Annotated in this window: 15 protein-coding genes; 5 read left to right on the top strand and 10 right to left on the bottom strand. The window is 66.9% G+C overall.

What is annotated here, in order from left to right; genetic code table 11:
- Positions 1-16: 16 nt before the first annotated feature.
- Positions 17-1,726, bottom strand: a complete 1,710-nt coding sequence (locus tag G6N59_RS09175; protein WP_138231874.1) for an APC family permease — start codon at positions 1,724-1,726, stop codon at positions 17-19.
- Positions 1,727-1,809: 83 nt separating this feature from the next.
- On the opposite strand from G6N59_RS09175, the gene G6N59_RS09170 reads away from it, so the two are divergent.
- On the top strand, positions 1,810-2,715 hold the full coding sequence (locus G6N59_RS09170; protein ID WP_138231873.1) for a sigma-70 family RNA polymerase sigma factor: 906 nt from the start codon (positions 1,810-1,812) through the stop codon (positions 2,713-2,715).
- A gap of 31 nt (positions 2,716-2,746) precedes the next feature.
- On the opposite strand, the gene G6N59_RS09165 is transcribed toward G6N59_RS09170, so the two are convergent.
- Complete coding sequence (locus G6N59_RS09165) at positions 2,747-3,538, bottom strand: phosphatidylethanolamine N-methyltransferase family domain-containing protein (protein WP_138231872.1); 792 nt, start codon at positions 3,536-3,538, stop codon at positions 2,747-2,749.
- A gap of 98 nt (positions 3,539-3,636) precedes the next feature.
- Positions 3,637-4,224, bottom strand: coding sequence for a carboxymuconolactone decarboxylase family protein (locus tag G6N59_RS09160; protein ID WP_138231871.1), 588 nt, complete (start codon positions 4,222-4,224; stop codon positions 3,637-3,639).
- Positions 4,225-4,307: 83 nt separating this feature from the next.
- Here G6N59_RS09160 and G6N59_RS09155 point away from each other — a divergent pair, with 83 nt between their 5' ends.
- The gene (locus tag G6N59_RS09155; RefSeq protein ID WP_170212429.1) at positions 4,308-5,042 is read left to right on the top strand and encodes a TetR/AcrR family transcriptional regulator; all 735 of its coding nucleotides are present in this window, start codon (positions 4,308-4,310) and stop codon (positions 5,040-5,042) included.
- On the opposite strand, the gene G6N59_RS09150 is transcribed toward G6N59_RS09155, so the two are convergent.
- Both G6N59_RS09150 and G6N59_RS09145 read right to left on the bottom strand, forming a co-directional pair.
- Positions 5,018-6,448 carry an FAD-dependent oxidoreductase gene (locus G6N59_RS09150; RefSeq protein ID WP_138231870.1) on the bottom strand — a complete coding sequence of 477 codons (1,431 nt, stop codon included), beginning with the start codon at positions 6,446-6,448 and terminating at the stop codon, positions 5,018-5,020. The two genes, G6N59_RS09155 and G6N59_RS09150, sit on opposite strands and share 25 nt — an antisense overlap.
- Positions 6,448-7,440: an AurF N-oxygenase family protein gene (locus G6N59_RS09145; RefSeq protein ID WP_407665839.1), complete on the bottom strand. Its 993-nt coding sequence runs from the start codon at positions 7,438-7,440 to the stop codon at positions 6,448-6,450. Before G6N59_RS09145 ends, G6N59_RS09150 begins: the two co-directional genes overlap by 1 nt.
- A 194-nt stretch (positions 7,441-7,634) precedes the next feature.
- Here G6N59_RS09145 and G6N59_RS09140 point away from each other — a divergent pair, with 194 nt between their 5' ends.
- Positions 7,635-8,444 (top strand): type IV toxin-antitoxin system AbiEi family antitoxin, encoded by an 810-nt coding sequence (locus G6N59_RS09140; protein ID WP_306789626.1) that lies wholly within the window; start codon positions 7,635-7,637, stop codon positions 8,442-8,444.
- Positions 8,445-8,511: 67 nt separating this feature from the next.
- On the opposite strand, the gene G6N59_RS09135 is transcribed toward G6N59_RS09140, so the two are convergent.
- From G6N59_RS09135 to sdhC, 4 genes are read right to left on the bottom strand one after another with little or no spacing between them, the layout of a single operon-like run.
- The gene (locus G6N59_RS09135; RefSeq protein ID WP_138231867.1) at positions 8,512-9,288 is read right to left on the bottom strand and encodes a succinate dehydrogenase iron-sulfur subunit; all 777 of its coding nucleotides are present in this window, start codon (positions 9,286-9,288) and stop codon (positions 8,512-8,514) included.
- A gap of 1 nt (position 9,289) precedes the next feature.
- Positions 9,290-11,044, bottom strand: a complete 1,755-nt coding sequence (gene sdhA / locus G6N59_RS09130; RefSeq protein WP_138231866.1) for a succinate dehydrogenase flavoprotein subunit — start codon at positions 11,042-11,044, stop codon at positions 9,290-9,292.
- 11 nt (positions 11,045-11,055) lie between these two features.
- On the bottom strand, positions 11,056-11,475 hold the full coding sequence (locus tag G6N59_RS09125; RefSeq protein ID WP_061002042.1) for a succinate dehydrogenase hydrophobic membrane anchor subunit: 420 nt from the start codon (positions 11,473-11,475) through the stop codon (positions 11,056-11,058).
- A 59-nt stretch (positions 11,476-11,534) separates the two neighbouring features.
- Positions 11,535-11,972 (bottom strand): succinate dehydrogenase, cytochrome b556 subunit, encoded by a 438-nt coding sequence (gene sdhC / locus G6N59_RS09120; RefSeq protein ID WP_138231865.1) that lies wholly within the window; start codon positions 11,970-11,972, stop codon positions 11,535-11,537.
- 225 nt (positions 11,973-12,197) lie between these two features.
- Between sdhC and G6N59_RS09115 the strand changes: the two genes are divergently transcribed.
- Positions 12,198-12,593, top strand: coding sequence for a cytidine deaminase (locus G6N59_RS09115; protein WP_163911155.1), 396 nt, complete (start codon positions 12,198-12,200; stop codon positions 12,591-12,593).
- Positions 12,594-12,676: 83 nt separating this feature from the next.
- The gene (locus tag G6N59_RS09110) at positions 12,677-13,993 is read left to right on the top strand and encodes a thymidine phosphorylase (protein ID WP_138231864.1); all 1,317 of its coding nucleotides are present in this window, start codon (positions 12,677-12,679) and stop codon (positions 13,991-13,993) included.
- On the opposite strand, the gene G6N59_RS31540 is transcribed toward G6N59_RS09110, so the two are convergent.
- Positions 13,994-16,192, bottom strand: a complete 2,199-nt coding sequence (locus G6N59_RS31540) for a hypothetical protein (protein ID WP_163911152.1) — start codon at positions 16,190-16,192, stop codon at positions 13,994-13,996. It lies immediately after the preceding gene.
- Between the last annotated feature and the right edge of the window lie 182 nt (positions 16,193-16,374).

The raw sequence follows: 16,374 nt of genomic DNA, 5'->3' as shown, positions 1-16,374 counted from the left end.
TCCGTGCGGCAAATGTCTAGTTGTGGCGGAATTCCTTGCCCGTTGCCGTATCCACCGCGACCTCACCCGGCGGCAGGTTCGACAGGTCGGGCGCGATGACCGTCGGCATGTCGCCGGAGTCGGGCAGCCCGAAGTGGGCCGGTCCGGAAGGAACAGAGGCCGGGGTGTCCAGCACGAGATCATGCCGCCGCGGCAGCGTCAGTCCACGGAAGTATTCCGGCTGTGCGACGCGCCAGGCGAACATCAGCACCACCCCGAGCAGCAGCCCGACGACACCGACCACGCCCACCGCCCCGTAGCCGAAAATGGTTACGTCGTGGTGGTTTTGGTCCTTGAGCCAATCGGGCTTGCTGTACTGGATCAGGCCGTAGCCGAACACCACGGACAGCGTAATGCCGCCGAGCAGTGGCAACAGGCCCCGCATCATGAAGTCACGCGCGGTGTGGGTCAACGTCTTTCGGTAGAACCACGTGCAGGCGAAACCGGTCAGGGCGTAGTAGAACGCGATCATCAGGCCGACGGAACCGATGAGGGCCGTCAACAGGTCGACGCTGATGGCGGTGAACAGCACGTAGCACAGCACCGACACCACGCCCATCACGATGGTCGAGGTGGTGGGTGTCAGGTACTGCCGGTGAATCTTCGCGAAACTCTGTGGCAGCGCACGGTATACGCCCATCGACAGGGTGGTGCGCGCGGTCGGCATGATGGTGGTCTGCGTCGAGGCCGCCGCAGAGGTCAGGATCGATGCCGACAGCAGTAGCATGCCGATTTTCCCGATCACGCTGTCGCCGAACAAGGACGGTCCGATTGCGGTGAACACGTCCTTGGCGTTCTCCTGGTTGCCCAACCCGATGCCTGTGGTGCCCACGCCGGCGAACGCGATGGTCGAGACCGTCACCAGCGCATAGGTGGCGAGCAACAGGAACGTCGAGATGACGGCGGCCCGGCCTGGGGTGCGGCCCGGATCGTCCGACTCCTCGTTGCACGCCACCGCGGTGTCCCAACCCCAGTAGATGAATATGGTGGCCAGCACCGCCGGGGCGATCACCGTCCCGAAATCCATTCCGCCGGGCCAGAACCAGGACCACGACGGCATGACCGAGTAGGCGTGCCCGTGGTGCGTGTACACCTTCACCAGCGCGACGACCGACACCACGATCAGCACGACCACCTCGACGGTCAACAGCACATACTGCAACCGGGCCGACACCTCGATGCCGCGATAGCAGATGTACGTCATCAGGACGATCCAGATGACGCCTGCCACCGTCGACCACAGCGTGCTGCCGGCCAGTCCGGCAGCCGAATGCCAGCCCAGGTCGCCGACGAACGTGAACGAGTACGACCCGGCGATCTGCGCCAGATTCGCCATCACGATGACGTCGGAGGCGATGATGCCCCAGCCGCCGAGCCAGCCGACCACGGGCCCGAATGCCCGTGCGGCCCAGGTGAATGTGGTGCCGCAGTCCGGCTCGGCTTTGTTCAACTCCTGATAGGCGACGGCGATGAGGTACATCGGAACGAACGAGATGAGCATGATCGCAGGCGCTTTCACCCCGGCGAGCAGCGTGCCGCCGGCGGCGATGACCAGGCCGAGTGTCGCGGCCAGGCTGTATGCGGGCGCCGTGGAGGCCAGCCCGACCACCACGCTGGACACCAGACCGAGGGCGCCCCGTTTGAGGCCTTTGTCCCGGGCGATGATGTCCGGTGCACTTGCCGTCATCTACGCTCCCCGCTCACTCCTGACGATTGACCAGAAGATGCTACGGTTCGCCGCCTCGAAGCGACGAGTCGTAGGTTGGTGGGGTGACCACCGCGCAGGGCACCGACGAGTTCGAGCGGCTGCGCCCGCACCTGCTGTCTGTCGCCTACCGGCTGACCGGCGTGTACGCCGACGCCGAGGACATCGTGCAAGACGCCTGGTTGCGCTGGCATGGAGCAGATGTCGACGCCATCGCCGAACCGCGCGCCTGGCTGACGACCGTCGTCAGCCGCCTCGGCCTGGACCGGCTGCGGTCCGCCGCACACCGCCGCGAGGCGTATTTCGGTGAGTGGCTGCCCGAGCCGGTGGTGACCGGATTCGACGCTGCCGATCCGTTGGCCGCCGTGGTCGCGGGGGAAGACGCGCGTTTCGCCGCGATGGTGGTGCTGGAGCGGCTGACCCCCGATCAGCGGGTGGCCTTCGTCCTGCACGACGGTTTCGCGGTGCCGTTCTCCGAGATCGCGTCGGTGCTGGGCGTGACGGACGCCGGAGCGCGTCAACTCGCGTCACGCGCCCGGCGCGCGGTCGCCGCGGCCCCGGCACCGCCGCCGGACGCCGGGCACAACGAGACCGTCGGCAAGCTGATGGCCGCGCTGGCCGGTGGCGACATGGCCGCGGTCGTCGCACTCTTGCACCCCGACGCGACGTTCACCGGCGACTCCAACCGTCGGGCCCCGACCGCACCCCGCACGATCGTCGGCGCGGACAAGGTGGCGCGGTTCCTGTTCGGGTTGGCCAGGCGTTATGGGCCGCAATGGCTTTCGACGTCCCAGCTGGCGCTTATCAATGGTGAGCTCGGCGCCTACACCCCAGGCCTGCCGGCCGACGGCGGTCGCCCGGAGATGCTGCCCCGGGTCACCGCGATGACCGTGCGCGACGGCAGGGTCATCGCGCTGTGGGACATCGCGAACCCGGACAAGTTCACGGCGTCGCCGCTGAAGTCTGATTAGCGGCTCGCCGCTGTGATCCCGCTAGTTGTTCCTACAGGACGTAGGGGATCAACGCCTTGCGGTCGGTGGGGTACTCGGGAAACTTCTCGTGGTACCAGGTGTGGGTGCCCAGCGCCCGGGGAATCAGATTGCCCGCCGTGATCAACAGGATGACGACGCCGGGCAGCGCCCAGGTCAGGAGCGCGAAGCCGGACCAGGCGATGAGCTCGCCGAGGTACGCCGGGCTGGTGACGAACCGGAAGCCACCACCGAACGGAATCCGGTACTCCGCACCGCCGGGATTGTTCTTGTCGCGCAGGTTCCGCACGATCGATTCGGAGTTGACCAGCAGCGCGAAACCGCACAGGTAGACCACCAGGCCCACCAGGAATCGGGGGTCGGTCAGCCATGCGGTGGTGTACTGCCCGAAGAAGTCGTGGCTGAACATGGTCCCGTTGAGGTAGCCGTGCATCGACGTGACGAGCATGCCCATCACGATGACCGACACGTTGAAGGTGCCACGCTTACCCGGCACCTGGCGGATCGCGAGCGGAAAGAACCAGCCCCGGTTGGCATAGTGCAGCAGCCAGATCCCGGCGAGCACCAGGGAGGTCGGCTCGAACCGGTGCGGCCCGGCCAGGTAACTGATCAGGAACACCACGGTCGCCGGGAGCTCCATCAGCCACCAGCCGAGCTTCGGGTTGAGGTTCAAGCCGAGTTTCGTCGTCGAGAAACGCCCGTACGAACTCTGCGCGAAGAACCCGCCGATGATCACGAACGCGGCGAAGGCGAAGGCAGCGGTCAGCACCGTGTCATAGAACGTGTTGCCGGTGTACCAGTGCATGGATGCTCCTCGCTGAGCAGGTGGTTTCAGCGGCGGGGGCCGCTATTTCTGTAACGTGTTCTACCACCTGGCGACGTGTTGAAGAAAGTGCCCCGGGATCACTGCGACTGGGCCTCCCATGGCACCCGGCATGCTTCACCAGAGCTGAAGCCCTGTTCGGTGATGCCGAGCGCGGCGTACATCCGGGATCGCATGTTCTCCACACCGATCTGATAGGTCAGCTCGATGACCCCCGCCTCGCCGAACCGGCGTTTGAGGTCGTCTACCTGTTCGTCGGTGACGGTGTGCGGATCGGTCGTCATCGCGTTGGCGTAGGCGATGGCGGCCCGCTCGTCGTCGGTGAACAGTGGTGAGGTCGCGTAGGCGTCGATGTGCTTGAGGCGCTCGACGTCCAGGCTCTCGAGGCGCATCAGCATGGTGCCGAAGTCGATGCACCAGGAGCAGCCGACCGTGCGGGCGGTCCAGAACACGGCGAGGTCGCGGACCGCGCCGGGCAGCGTCTTCGAGCCGCTCTTCAGCAGGCCCTCGTGCACGGCGTTGGCGACCAGCAGCCGCGGGTGGTGCGCCGCGACCGCGAACGGTTCGGGCACCTCGCCGAACTCACGCTTGGCGTAGCGGTACATGAGCCGGGTCAGCAGGCCGGCACGTTGTGGGGGCAGGGGCGCGATGCGTGGTGTTGTCGTCATATCGGTTGGACGAGACCGCGCTGCGATGTGTGACAGGGGTATGGCAGGCGTCACTCGACGGCGTAGCGGCTACCGTGAGACACATGTCTGTGGCCCCGAACCCTGCGTCGGTGAGTGGCTACGAGGCGCGGTGGGAACAGCACAATGCCGAACGCCGGTCCCAAATCCTGCTGGCGATGATCGAGCTATTGGAGGAGAGCCCGCCCGGCGCCGACATCTCCATCGCGGCCATCGCCAAGCGCGCCGGCGTCGCCAAGTCGGTGATCTACCGGCAGACCTCCGGCAAGGATGAGCTCGAACGCCGGGTGCGGTCGTATCTGATCGACGACTTCGGGTCCATCCTCGTCGGCAAACTCGACATCACCGACGGCTCACTGCGGGAAATCCTGACCCGGACCATCGAAGCGGTCGCGGACTGGATGATCGATCACCCGCGGCTGAACGAGTTCGCGCGCAACGGCCCGTCGTTCGAGGGCGACGAGACGCTCGACGCTGTCGGTGAGCTGAAGCTACGCATCATCGAACGGGCGGACGGCATCATCACTGCCATCACGCTGGCGATCGGCGTCGACGACAGCGCGTTCAAGCTCGTCCCGCTGGCGATCGTGACCATGGTCGAGGAGACACTGTTCGCCTGGGTCCGCAGTCCGGCGCCGATGCACAGCCGCGACGAGATGATCGCGCACCTGGCCGACTTCACGTGGTACGTCATCGACGGCGCCGCGCGGGCCATCGGGTTCGAGGTCAGCCGCGACGAACCGCTCGTTGCGGTGGTCGCCGCGCTGGCGGACCGTCAGGCCAACAACCCCGCGTTGTAGTCGGCCACCAGACTGCGCACGGTCTCCTGCGCGCAGGACTTGTTGGTGCCGATGAATCCCGTCGGGCCGCGCTTGATCCAGCCGGCGACGTAGGTGGCGGCGACACCGTCGACCCGGCCTTCGTTGTGCGGGACGGTTCCGTGCGCGTCGTCGAACGGCAGGCTCGCGACCGGCCGCCCGCGGTATCCGATTGACGTCAACACAAGACCGGCAGAGACGCTGTGCAGGTCGCCGGTCGGCTTGACCTTCGTGGTGCCGTCGGCCGCGGCCACCAGTTCGCCCCGGGCGAATTCGATTTCCAGTCCGGCCGTGGTGCGCGCAATGGCGGTGGGTGACTGCAAGTACTCCAACACGATCCGGCGGTTGCCGGGACGTCGCGGCAGGTCGCGCAAGACGCGGGCCCGCGGATCGGTATCCGGCAGTGTCGCCAGGTCCTGCGGGGAGACGACGACGTCCACATCGGGCATGGACGTCAGGCCGACAAGCTCCGGCACGGTGAATGCCGACTGTGCGAGCCCCCGCCGGCCGACGACGGTCACTTCCTCGATCTTGCTCTGCCGCAACGCTTTCAATGCGTACGGCGCGATGTCGGTGGCGGCCAGCCGGTCGGGGTCGGTGGTGAGGATCCGGGCCACGTCGAGCGCGACGTTGCCGTTGCCGACAATGACCACGCGATGGCCCGACAAATCGAACGCGGCGTCGGCGAAATCGGGATGGCCGTTGTACCACGCCACGAACCGGGTGGCCGAGCTGACGCCCGGTAGATCGGCGCCGGGGACGTCGAGCGGACGGTCCGTGGACGTGCCCACGGCGTAGATGACCGCATCGTGGACGGCAAGCAGCTGCTGATGGGTGATGTCGGTGCCCACCTCGACGCCGGTCACCAACTCCAGCCGAGGATCGGCGCAGATGGTGTCGAACTGCCGGGACACGCCGCGAGTGCGCCGGTGGTCGGGTGCGACGCCGAAGCGGGCGAGCCCGCCGGGCTGGGGGAGTCGCTCGTACATCCGGACCCGGGCTGCCGGGATGGTCAGCACTTCGTCGGCGGCGTACATGGCGGCCGGGCCGGAGCCGACGATGGCCACGCGCAGGGCCCCGGGCGCCCGCACCTGCAGCGGCGGTACGACCGGCGCCAGCAGCGCACGCGGCCGCGGCTCCCGGTAGAAATCCGCGTTGAGCTCGAGGAAGACCTTCTCGGTCGGCTCCAGCGAACCGTCGTGCTTGATGGCGTCGACCGGGCAGGCCGTCACGCACGCGCCGCAGTCGACGCACTCCACCGGGTCGATGTAGAGCATCTCGGCGGTGTGGAAGTCCGGCTCGTCGGGTGTGGGGTGAATGCAGTTGACCGGGCAGGCGTAGACGCAGGAGGCGTCGCTGCAGCAGGACTGCGTGATGACGTGGGGCATCAGGAGATCAGCTGCGCCTCACGGTTGGGGGCGCTGCGGTAGCGGGCCGTCTCACCGGCGATGCCACAGCGCTTCCACATCCAGCGGCCGACTCGGTTCATCAGGCCGATCTCCTCGGCCAGCGCCCGGGTTTCGTCGAAGAAGCTCGCCATGATCTTGCGTGACTGCGGGCTGCGCCAGAAGGCTTGCCGCATCACGTCTTCGGGGATATCGAACTGCTTGCCGAACGACTTCGACGATCCCATGATCTCGTGTGCCAACCAGCGCAGGGTCAGTGGGAAGGCGACGGTGGCGAAGGCCTTGAACCGCCACGACCGGTCGGGCATGTGGGTCTTCAGGAACTCGTTGGCCCACGAGATGTGCCGGGCCTCTTCGGCGATGTGAATCTGCATGGTGCGCAGCACGGCCGGCGGCAGGTTGGCGCCCTCGCGGATCATGCCCTTCTGGAAGTGATCGATGGGCTCTTCGCCGGCGAGGATGCCGGCCATGAATGCCGTCGGCGAGTACTGGCCCACCAGGCCGATGTACGGCGACAGCCGGAAGAACAGCTTCCGCATGCCGGGCACATCGGTCCCGGAGCGGTTGACCAGCTCCTGAAACATCTGGATGTGGTTGCACTCTTCGGTCATCTCGTGCAGCGCGTACCGGAACTCGGGGGAGTTGTTGGGCAGCTTCATGATGAAGGCCATCAGCCCGCGGATCAGGATGCTCTCGAACGCCGCGCCCACCTTGACGGTGTTGAGCGTCCGCCACCTGCCGATCTCGATCTGCCGCTCGAGGGGTTGGCTCTGGTACCACTGCGTGGCGCCGAGCGGGTCGATCGTGGGGGACAGCACCCACCGCGGATCCTGCAGGTCGATCGCCATGTCCGGCGAATCCCACGCGATGTCGAGATAGGGATCGAAGCGGCGTCGCACCGAGCCCTCGGACAACACGTCCAACAGGGTCTGGTAGCTGGGCTCCACGGCATTGGGGATGGTCATGGAATCCAATTTACCGGGAACGACGGTCCCAGTAAATAGGGAAGTTTCTCCGCCGAACATGAGCTTCTGTGTCAATTCCTTGCCACCTTTGACACACAGGCTCATGTTCAACGCTGATGGAACCGAGGTCGCCTGCGCGGCGTCCAATACATGTGGCAGGTGACTGGCCTTTCCTGGGTTCCGAGGCGCGGGCGGCTGGCGTCGTGAACCGCTATCAGCTGAGAACCCACTACAAGCAGGTCCATCGCGACGTTTACATCCCCCGGAGTGCCACCCTCACACCAGTCGACAAGGCGGTGGCGGCCTGGTTGTGGTCGAGACGGCGAGGTGTGGTGGCCGGATTGTCGGCATCGGCCCTGCATGGTTCGCGCTGGATAGGCGACCACGAGCGTGCCGAACTCAATCAAGCCAGCCTGCATGGGGAAGCCGGCGTCGTGCTGCACAGCGATAAACTCGCCGAGGAAGAGATTTGTCTGGTCCGGGGGATTCGGGCCACGACGCCCGCCAGGACCGTCTTTGACCTGGGGCGTCGTAAAGGACAAACACTGGCTGTCGTCCGCGTGGATGCACTACTACAGGCCACGCAGCTGAAACTCCCTGATGTACAAGCACTTATCGATTCCCACGGCGGTGCGCGCGGGATCGTTCAGCTGAGGCGTGTGCTCGACCTGGCGGACTACGGCGCCGAGTCGCCGCAGGAGACTAGGCTCCGGTTGTTGTTCACCGAGAACGGCATGCGGCCCACGCACACTCAGATCGAGGTGTTCGACGACAGATACCTGGTGGGCCGCATTGATATGGGTTGGCCGGAATGGAAGGTGGGAGTCCAGTACGACGGCATCCAGCATTGTCAGGACCCGCGTCAGCGCACCCGCGACATCGACCAGGATGTGGAGTATCGAGACGTGGGCTGGCGCATGGTTCGCGTCGGTGCCGACTTGTTGCGCCGCCGACAATCCACGATCATCGCCAGAACGAGGTCGGCCTTGCGTGATGCCGGTGGACCCTACTGACGAAAATGAGCTTGTGTGCCAAATCCTTGCGGAAATTGGTACACAAGCTCATTTTCGGCGGAAGAACCTAGCGGGCAAACATCAAGGCCCGCTTGACTTCCTGGATCGCCTTGGTCACCTGGATGCCGCGGGGGCAGGCCTCGGTGCAGTTGAAGGTGGTGCGGCAGCGCCACACCCCGTCGACCTCGTTGAGGATGTCCAGCCGCTCGGCGGCGGCCTCGTCGCGCGAGTCGAAGATGAACCGGTGCGCGTTGACGATCGCGGCGGGGCCGAAGTACGAACCCTCGCTCCAGTACACCGGGCAGCTCGTGGTGCAGCAGGCGCACAGGATGCACTTGGTGGTGTCGTCGAAGCGGGCCCGGTCGGTCTGCGACTGGATGCGCTCACGGGTCGGGGGGTTACCCGACGTGATGAGGAACGGCTTCACGGCGCGGTAGGCGTCGAAGAACGGCTCCATGTCCACCACGAGGTCCTTCTCCACGGGCAGACCGCGGATGGGCTCGATGGTGATGGTCAGGTCCTTGCCGGCCTTGTTCGGCAGCAGGTCCCGCATCAGTACCTTGCAGGCCAGGCGGTTGACGCCGTTGATCCGCATGGCGTCCGAGCCGCACACGCCGTGCGCGCAGGATCGGCGGAACGTCAGCGTCCCGTCCAGGTAGCCCTTCACGTACAGCAGCAGGTTGAGCAACCGGTCGCTGGGCAGGCACGGCACGCGGAAGCTCTGGAAGCCGGCAGCGTCCGGGTTCTCCGGGTTGAACCGGGCGATCTTCAGCGTGACCATGACGGCGCCGTCCGGCACCGGGGGCAGGGCCTGTTCGGTCCCTTTGTCCAGAACAGCAGTCATGTCAGTACTTCCGTTCCATCGGCTCGTACCGGGTCTGGACGACGGGCTTGTAGTCCAGACGGATATCGGACAGCAGGTCGGCGCCCTGCTTGTAGGCCATGGTGTGGCGCATGTAGTTGGTGTCGTCGCGATCCGGGTAGTCCTCGCGGGCGTGGCCGCCACGCGATTCCTTGCGGTTCAGCGCCCCGACCACGGTGACCTCGGCCAGCTCGAGCAGGAAGCCCAGCTCGATGGCCTCGAGCAGGTCGCTGTTGTAGCGCTTGCCCTTGTCGTGCACCGTGATTCGGCTGTACCGCTCCTTCAGCGCGTGGATGTCCGTCAGCGCCTGCTTGAGGGTCTCCTCGGTGCGGAACACCGCGGCGTTGTTGTCCATCGACTGCTGCAGCGCGGTGCGGATGTCGGCGACGCGCTCATTGCCGTGGTCGGACAAGATGTCGCCGACCCAGCCCACGACCATGTCGGCCGGGTTGTCCGGCAGGTCGACGTAGTTGTGGTTCTGCGCGTATTCGGCGGCCGCGATACCGGCGCGACGGCCGAACACGTTGATGTCGAGCAGCGAGTTGGTGCCGAGGCGGTTGGCGCCGTGCACCGAGACGCAGGCACATTCACCGGCGGCGTACAGACCCGGAACCACGTTGACGTTGTCGCGCAGCACCTGACCGTTGATCGTGGTCGGGATACCACCCATGACGTAGTGGCAGGTCGGGTACACCGGCACCAGCTCGGTGACGGGGTCGACGCCGAGGTAGGTGCGGGCGAACTCGGTGATGTCCGGAAGCTTGGCCTCCAGCACCTCCGCACCGAGGTGGCGCACGTCGATGTAGACGTAGTCCTTGTGCGGTCCGGCGCCGCGGCCCTCGAGGACCTCGAGCACCATGGAGCGGGCGACGATGTCGCGGGGCGCCAGGTCGACGATGGTGGGGGCGTAGCGCTCCATGAAGCGCTCGCCTTCGCCGTTGAGCAGACGCCCGCCCTCACCACGCACGGCTTCCGAGATCAGGATGCCCAGGCCGGCCAGGCCTGTCGGGTGGAACTGGTGGAACTCCATGTCCTCCAAGGGAAGTCCCTTGCGGAAGATGATGCCCAGGCCGTCACCGGTGAGGGTGTGGGCGTTGGAGGTGGTCTTGTACATCCGGCCCGAACCGCCGGTGGCGAAGACGATCGCCTTGGCGTGGAAGATGTGGATGTCACCGGTGGCCAGCTCGTAGGCGATGATGCCGGTCGCGACCGGGCCGCCGGAGGTCTCGGTGAGGACCACGTCGAGCGCGTAGAACTCGTTGAAGAACTGGACGTCGTGCTTGACGCAGTTTTGGTACAGCGTCTGCAGGATCATGTGGCCGGTGCGGTCGGCGGCGTAGCAGGCGCGGCGGACCGGGGCCTTGCCGTGGTCACGGGTGTGACCGCCGAAGCGACGCTGGTCGATGCGGCCCTCGGGCGTCCGGTTGAACGGCATACCCATCTTCTCGAGGTCCAGCACCGCGTCGATGGCTTCCTTGCACATGACCTCGACGGCGTCCTGGTCAGCGAGGTAGTCGCCACCCTTGACGGTGTCGAAGGTGTGCCACTCCCAGTTGTCGTCCTCGACGTTGGCGAGTGCGGCACACATGCCGCCCTGTGCGGCACCGGTGTGCGAACGCGTCGGGTACAGCTTGGTCAGCACTGCGGTGCGCACCCGCGGGCCGGCTTCCACGGCCGCGCGCATACCAGCGCCACCGGCACCGACGATGACGACGTCGTAGCGATGTTCCTGAATCATCCTGCGAGCCCCTATTTGATGTTCGCGTCGAAGGTGACGAGCACGTAGCTGCCCAGCACCAGGGTGAATCCGGTGGCCAGCAGCAGAATCGAGTTCAGCCAGAACTTGGTGGTGTTCTTGCGGGCGTAGTCACCGATGATGGTGCGCATGCCGTTGGCGCCGTGCACCAGGGCCAGCCACAGCAGGGCCATGTCCCAGATCTGCCAGAACGGCGAGGCCCAGCGCTGCGCGACGTAGTTGAAGTCGATGCGGTAGACGCCGTTCTGCCAGATCAGCCCGATGAACAGGTGACCGAGGGCGAGCAGCACCAGGGCCGCGCCCGAGAACCGCATGAACAACCAGGCGTACTTCTCGAAGTACGGGATGCCACGGGCGCGGCGGGGAGCACGCGGGTGGTCGAGGGCTGCGGGGCGGTCGTGCTCGCGCTCCATGACCGGGGCCGGACGGCCGCCGCGACGCGCCTCAGCGGCGCCGGAATCGGTATGAGTGGTCACTTGAGCCACCCGTAGTGCTCAACCATGTGCATGCCCTCTACCCCAACTGCGGCGATGACGACCGCGATCCAGATGGCCAGGATGGTCCACAGCATGACCCGCTGGTACTTGGGACCCTGCTGCCAGAAGTCGATCAAGATGACTCGCACGCCATTGAGGGCGTGGTAGAGCACCGCCGCGACGAGGCCCATCTCCATGAACCCGATGATCGGCGTCTTGTAGGTGTTGATCACCTCGTTGTAGGCCTCGGGGCTGACCCGGACCAGCGCCGTGTCCAGAACATGGACCAGCAAGAAGAAGAAGATGGTGGCACCGGTGATGCGGTGTAGTACCCAGGACCACATGCCCGGGTCTCCGCGATACAGGGTCCGCCGCTTCTGCGGGGATGAACGCGGCGCGGGTATGGCGGAATCCGCGGCTGCCGCTGTACTCATTTCGACCTCCAACGCCGTCGGTGGACGCATGACCCGGCAGCAACTTTTTCGCGTGCCGAGCCCAAACCTCGGGGCGACTCTAATCCCAATTTGCGCACAGTCAGAACTAGCGTGTGGGGAGAATGGTGGACTCACGTCAGAAATTAGGTTTGCCTACGTTAACTTACTGGGTGGTCGGGTCGGGTCTCGACGTGGTGTCGGGGTGCCGGGAACGGGGTGTCGGTGATGCCGGAAATCGACTGGAATACTTTGCGGGACAAGGCGATAGCGGCTTCCAAGGGTGCCTATGCGCCCTATTCGAAGTTCCCGGTGGGAGCCGCGGCACTGGTTGACGATGGCCGAATCGTGGTGGGCTGCAATGTGGAGAATGTCTCATATGGCCTTGGCCTCTGCGCGGAGTGCGCTGTGGTCTGCGCCCTACATTCGAGCGGGGGTGGACGGCTGCTCGCGCTGGCGTGTGTGGACGGCTCCGGCGCGGTGCTGATGCCGTGTGGCCGCTGCCGGCAAGTGCTGCTCGAGCACGGTGGACCGGCCATGCTGATCGACCACGCATCGGGTCCGCGGCCGCTGGCCGAACTACTGCCCGACGCCTTCGGGCCGGATGACCTGAACCGCCGGTAACGCCAAGCGGGGCAACACTTCTGGTTACCGACCGGTAACCAGCTCGATGGGCCGACCTGCGGCCCCGACAGGAGGATTCGATCGTGCCGTCGGACGCACCACAGCACGGGTCGCATCTCGATGCGCCGACCGTCATTCGCACCAAACGCGATGGCGGCGCACTGTCCGACGCGGCGATCGACTGGGTGATCGACGGCTATACCCATGGGCGCGTGGCCGACGCGCAGATGTCGGCCTTGCTGATGGCGATCTTCCTGCGCGGTATGACGCCGGCCGAGATCACTCGCTGGACCGCGGCCATGGTCGACTCGGGGGAGTGTTTCGACTTCACCGACCTGCGGCGCGGTGGCCGGCCGCTCGCCCTGGTGGACAAGCACTCCACGGGCGGCGTCGGCGACAAGCTCACCATTCCGTTGGTGCCCGTCGTGCTGGCATGCGGCGGCGCCGTCCCGCAGGCGGCGGGCCGCGGCCTCGGGCATACCGGAGGCACCCTCGACAAGCTGGAAGCGATCCCCGGATTCACCGCCGAGCTGTCCAAAGACCGTATCCGCCAACAGCTTTCCGAAATCGGAGCGGCCATCTTCGCGGCCGGCGACCTGGCGCCGGCCGACCGCAAGATCTACGCCCTGCGTGACGTCACGGGCACGACGGAATCCCTGCCGCTCATCGCCAGCTCGATCATGAGCAAGAAACTGGCCGAGGGGGCCCGCTCGCTGGTGCTGGACGTCAAGGTCGGTCGCGGCGCGTTTCTCAAGGCCGAGTCAGAGTCGCGCGAGCTGGCGCGCACCATGGTCGACCTCGGCATCGCCTACGGCGTGCCGACCAGGGCACTGCTCACCGACATGGATCGGCCGTTGGGTCGCGCCGTCGGCAACGCCGTCGAGGTCGCCGAGTCACTGGAGGTGCTGGCCGGAGGCGGCCCGGACGACGTCGTCGCGCTGACCGTGGCTCTGGCCCGCGAGATGCTCGACGTGGCCGGTATCGACGGCGTCGACCCGGCGCAGACGTTGGCCGACGGCACCGCGATGGACTGCTTCCGGCAGTTGATCGCTGCGCAGGGCGGCGATCCCCAGGCGCCGCTGCCGATGGGTGGGCACACCGAGACGGTGGTGGCGACCCGCAGTGGGGTGATGGGCGACATCGATGCCATGGCCGTGGCCATGGCCGTGTGGCGGCTCGGCGCCGGGCGGGCCCAGCCCGGTGACCCGGTGCAGGCAGGGGCGGGGCTGTATATCCACCGCCGCAGTGGAGAGCCCGTCGCCGCCGGGGAGACGCTGTTCACGCTCCATACCGAGACCCCTGAGCGGCTGCCGTCAGCCCTGGCCGAGCTCGACGGTGGCTGGTCCGTCAGCGACGTCCAGCCACCGTCGAGGCTGTTGGTGATCGACCGAATCGTCTAGCTAGGTCGCGATACCCGGCTGGCCGTCAGTGCCCTTGGTGCCGCCTGCGCCCGCGGTGCCCTTGGGAGCGGTTCCGCCGGTGCCCGCGCTGCCACCCGTGCCAGCGCCGCCGGGGGTAGCGCCGACGTCACCATTGCCGCCGTTACCGCCCAGGCCACCGTTTCCGCCCGTGCCGCCGTCGCCGATGATCGATCCACCGGCCCCGCCGTTTCCACCGGTGCCGCCGGTCCCGCCGTTGCCCGCGATGTGGCCGGCGCCAGCGTTGCCGGAACCGGAGTCGGCATTGCCGCCGTTACCGCCCTTGCCGCCGTTGCCGTACTTACCGCCGTCGCCGCCCTTGCCGCCCTTGCCACCGCTCGAGCCGGTGCCGATGCCGTTGAAGCTGTAGCCGTTACCGCCGTCGCCGCCGCTGCCATTGCCCTTCGGGACGGTCGCGGTGCCGTCGTCACCGTCGTCACCCCACGAGCCGGCGAAAGTGCCGCCGAACCCGGGGAAGCCAAGGCCGCTGCCGCCGTACCCGGCGCCACCAGCGTCACCGCCGACTCCGTTTCCGCCGGCCGTGCCGCCGGTGCCACCGTCTCCGCCGTTGGGATTGGTCTTGGTGCCGTGCGCGCCGTTCCCGCCGTCGCCGGACAGGCCCGCGTTGCCACCCTTGCCGCCGTTGCCGCCGTCGCCGTTGCGGCCCCAGTACATCGAAGAGTTGCCGCCCCAGCCGCCGTCGCCGCCGGCCCCGCCGTCGCTGCCGTTGCCGCCGTTGCCGCCGTTGCCGTTGTTGAGGGGGTTGTTGTTCGTGTCGACCTGCCCCGCGGCGGTCGCACCGGCACCGCCGGAGGCGCCGGCTCCGCCGTTGCCGCCATTACCGCCCTTACCGCCGGTGTTGGCCAGACTCAAGGCGCCGGAGCTGCCGCCATGGCCGCCGTTGCCGCCGGCACCGCCCTTCGTCGCGTTGCCGCCATTGCTCGCGGCTTGTGTGCCGCCACCGACTCCGGCTGCGCCGGCAGTGCCGGCGGCGCCGTTGCCCCCGTTGCCGCCGCTGCCGCCCGTGCTCAGGAATGAGTGCGTGCCGGTGTTGCCGCCATTTCCGCCGTTGCCGCCCTTGCCGCCCGCAGTGGTCGCGGCGGCGCCGTTGCCGCCCCCGCCGCCGTTGCCCCAGAACATGCCGCCGTTGCCGCCCGCGCCGCCGTCGGCGCCTGCGGTCACGGCGTTGCCGCCGTTGCCGCCGTGACCCAAGAGCTGCGCGCTGCCGCCGTTGCCGCCGCCAAATCCGTTGCCGCCGTTACCAAGTAGGCCGCCGCGTCCGCCCTTGCAGATGGTGAGGCAGGTGGTGGCCGTGTAGCTGAATCCGTTGCCAAACAGGATGCCCGCGTCGGGGTGGTCTGCGGTGCCGTTGCTGATGAAGAACGTCACCACGCGGCCGCCCTCGGTGATGAGCGTCTGGGCGGCGTTTCGGACGTCCCGGTCGAGCGTGGTCAGCAGTCCGGTGGTGATCGCGATCATCGGCGCCAGAGGGTTCGGCGCCGTGTTCGGCGTGGCAGCCAGCGACGTCAAGGTGTTCGTTCCGAAGTTTCCGGTTGCGCTGGCCGGCTGGGCGGCGAACACCGAGGCGACCGGAGCAGCTGCCGCGGGCTGAGGGGACGTCGCTGCGGCCGGTTGGACGGCTGCGACCTTCTTCGGTGCCAGGCTGCCGGTATTGGTCGCGGGCTTGGTCTCCGGGGTCGATGATGTCGGAGCCGACGACGCCGGTTGACCGATGCTGGTTGCCGTTGCGCTGCGCGGCTGCCGCGCTGGCGCAGCGGGTGAATTGTCCTTGGCCGGCGAGTTCTTGTTCGTCTGGGGGCGCTTGTTCTTGGATTTTGGCGATCCGGACGGGTCCGAGCCCTCAGTTGGCTTCGTTCCCGAGTCTGGTTTTGTGCCTGAGTCTGGCTTTGTGCCCGAGTCCGTCTTCGTGCCGGAGTCGGACTTGGGAGAGTTGTTCGACGGCGGTTTTGTGGATTTGCCGGGAGCGCCGGTGCCCTGACCGGCCTGGCCTGACGACGATGACGAGTGGCCACCACCGTCACTGCCGCTTGTTTCTGCCGACGCCACGGCCGCCGGAGCCAGTAGTGCTGCCCCGATGCCGACTGCCGCGGCACCGGCGCTCAACCAGCCCGATACCGGCAGAGTCCGCGTCTCGCGCTGCTTCCGATGTGCACCTGCCACAACTGCCCCCTCAGTTTGAGAATCTCGTTTGTCCGCTGCGTTGATCAGCTCGGCTAAATTTACGCACAGGAAACCTACAGGAATGGGCATACCCGTAAATTTCTCGGATCCGACCTACGGCCACGGCCGATTCGCGATGGGCGAAAGTGACATCCATGGCTCTGCCAGATGTGCGCGGCTAG

It is taken from the genome of Mycolicibacterium aubagnense (assembly GCF_010730955.1).
Classification (GTDB): domain Bacteria; phylum Actinomycetota; class Actinomycetes; order Mycobacteriales; family Mycobacteriaceae; genus Mycobacterium; species Mycobacterium aubagnense.
This window is presented reverse-complemented; position numbering and strand designations above follow the sequence as displayed.

Excerpts from the sequence above, each read along its gene's own strand:
- G6N59_RS09165 (WP_138231872.1), bottom strand. The coding sequence starts at position 3,538 with ATGCACTGGTACACCGGCAACACGTTCTATGACACGGTGCTGACCGCT.
- G6N59_RS09175 (WP_138231874.1), bottom strand. The coding sequence starts at position 1,726 with ATGACGGCAAGTGCACCGGACATCATCGCCCGGGACAAAGGCCTCAAA.
- sdhA (WP_138231866.1), bottom strand. The coding sequence starts at position 11,044 with ATGATTCAGGAACATCGCTACGACGTCGTCATCGTCGGTGCCGGTGGC.
- sdhC (WP_138231865.1), bottom strand. The coding sequence starts at position 11,972 with ATGAGTACAGCGGCAGCCGCGGATTCCGCCATACCCGCGCCGCGTTCA.
- G6N59_RS09155 (WP_170212429.1), top strand. The coding sequence starts at position 4,308 with ATGTCTGTGGCCCCGAACCCTGCGTCGGTGAGTGGCTACGAGGCGCGG.
- G6N59_RS09150 (WP_138231870.1), bottom strand. The coding sequence starts at position 6,448 with ATGCCCCACGTCATCACGCAGTCCTGCTGCAGCGACGCCTCCTGCGTC.
- G6N59_RS09135 (WP_138231867.1), bottom strand. The coding sequence starts at position 9,288 with ATGACTGCTGTTCTGGACAAAGGGACCGAACAGGCCCTGCCCCCGGTG.
- G6N59_RS09125 (WP_061002042.1), bottom strand. The coding sequence starts at position 11,475 with ATGGAGCGCGAGCACGACCGCCCCGCAGCCCTCGACCACCCGCGTGCT.
- G6N59_RS09115 (WP_163911155.1), top strand. The coding sequence starts at position 12,198 with ATGCCGGAAATCGACTGGAATACTTTGCGGGACAAGGCGATAGCGGCT.
- G6N59_RS09160 (WP_138231871.1), bottom strand. The coding sequence starts at position 4,224 with ATGACGACAACACCACGCATCGCGCCCCTGCCCCCACAACGTGCCGGC.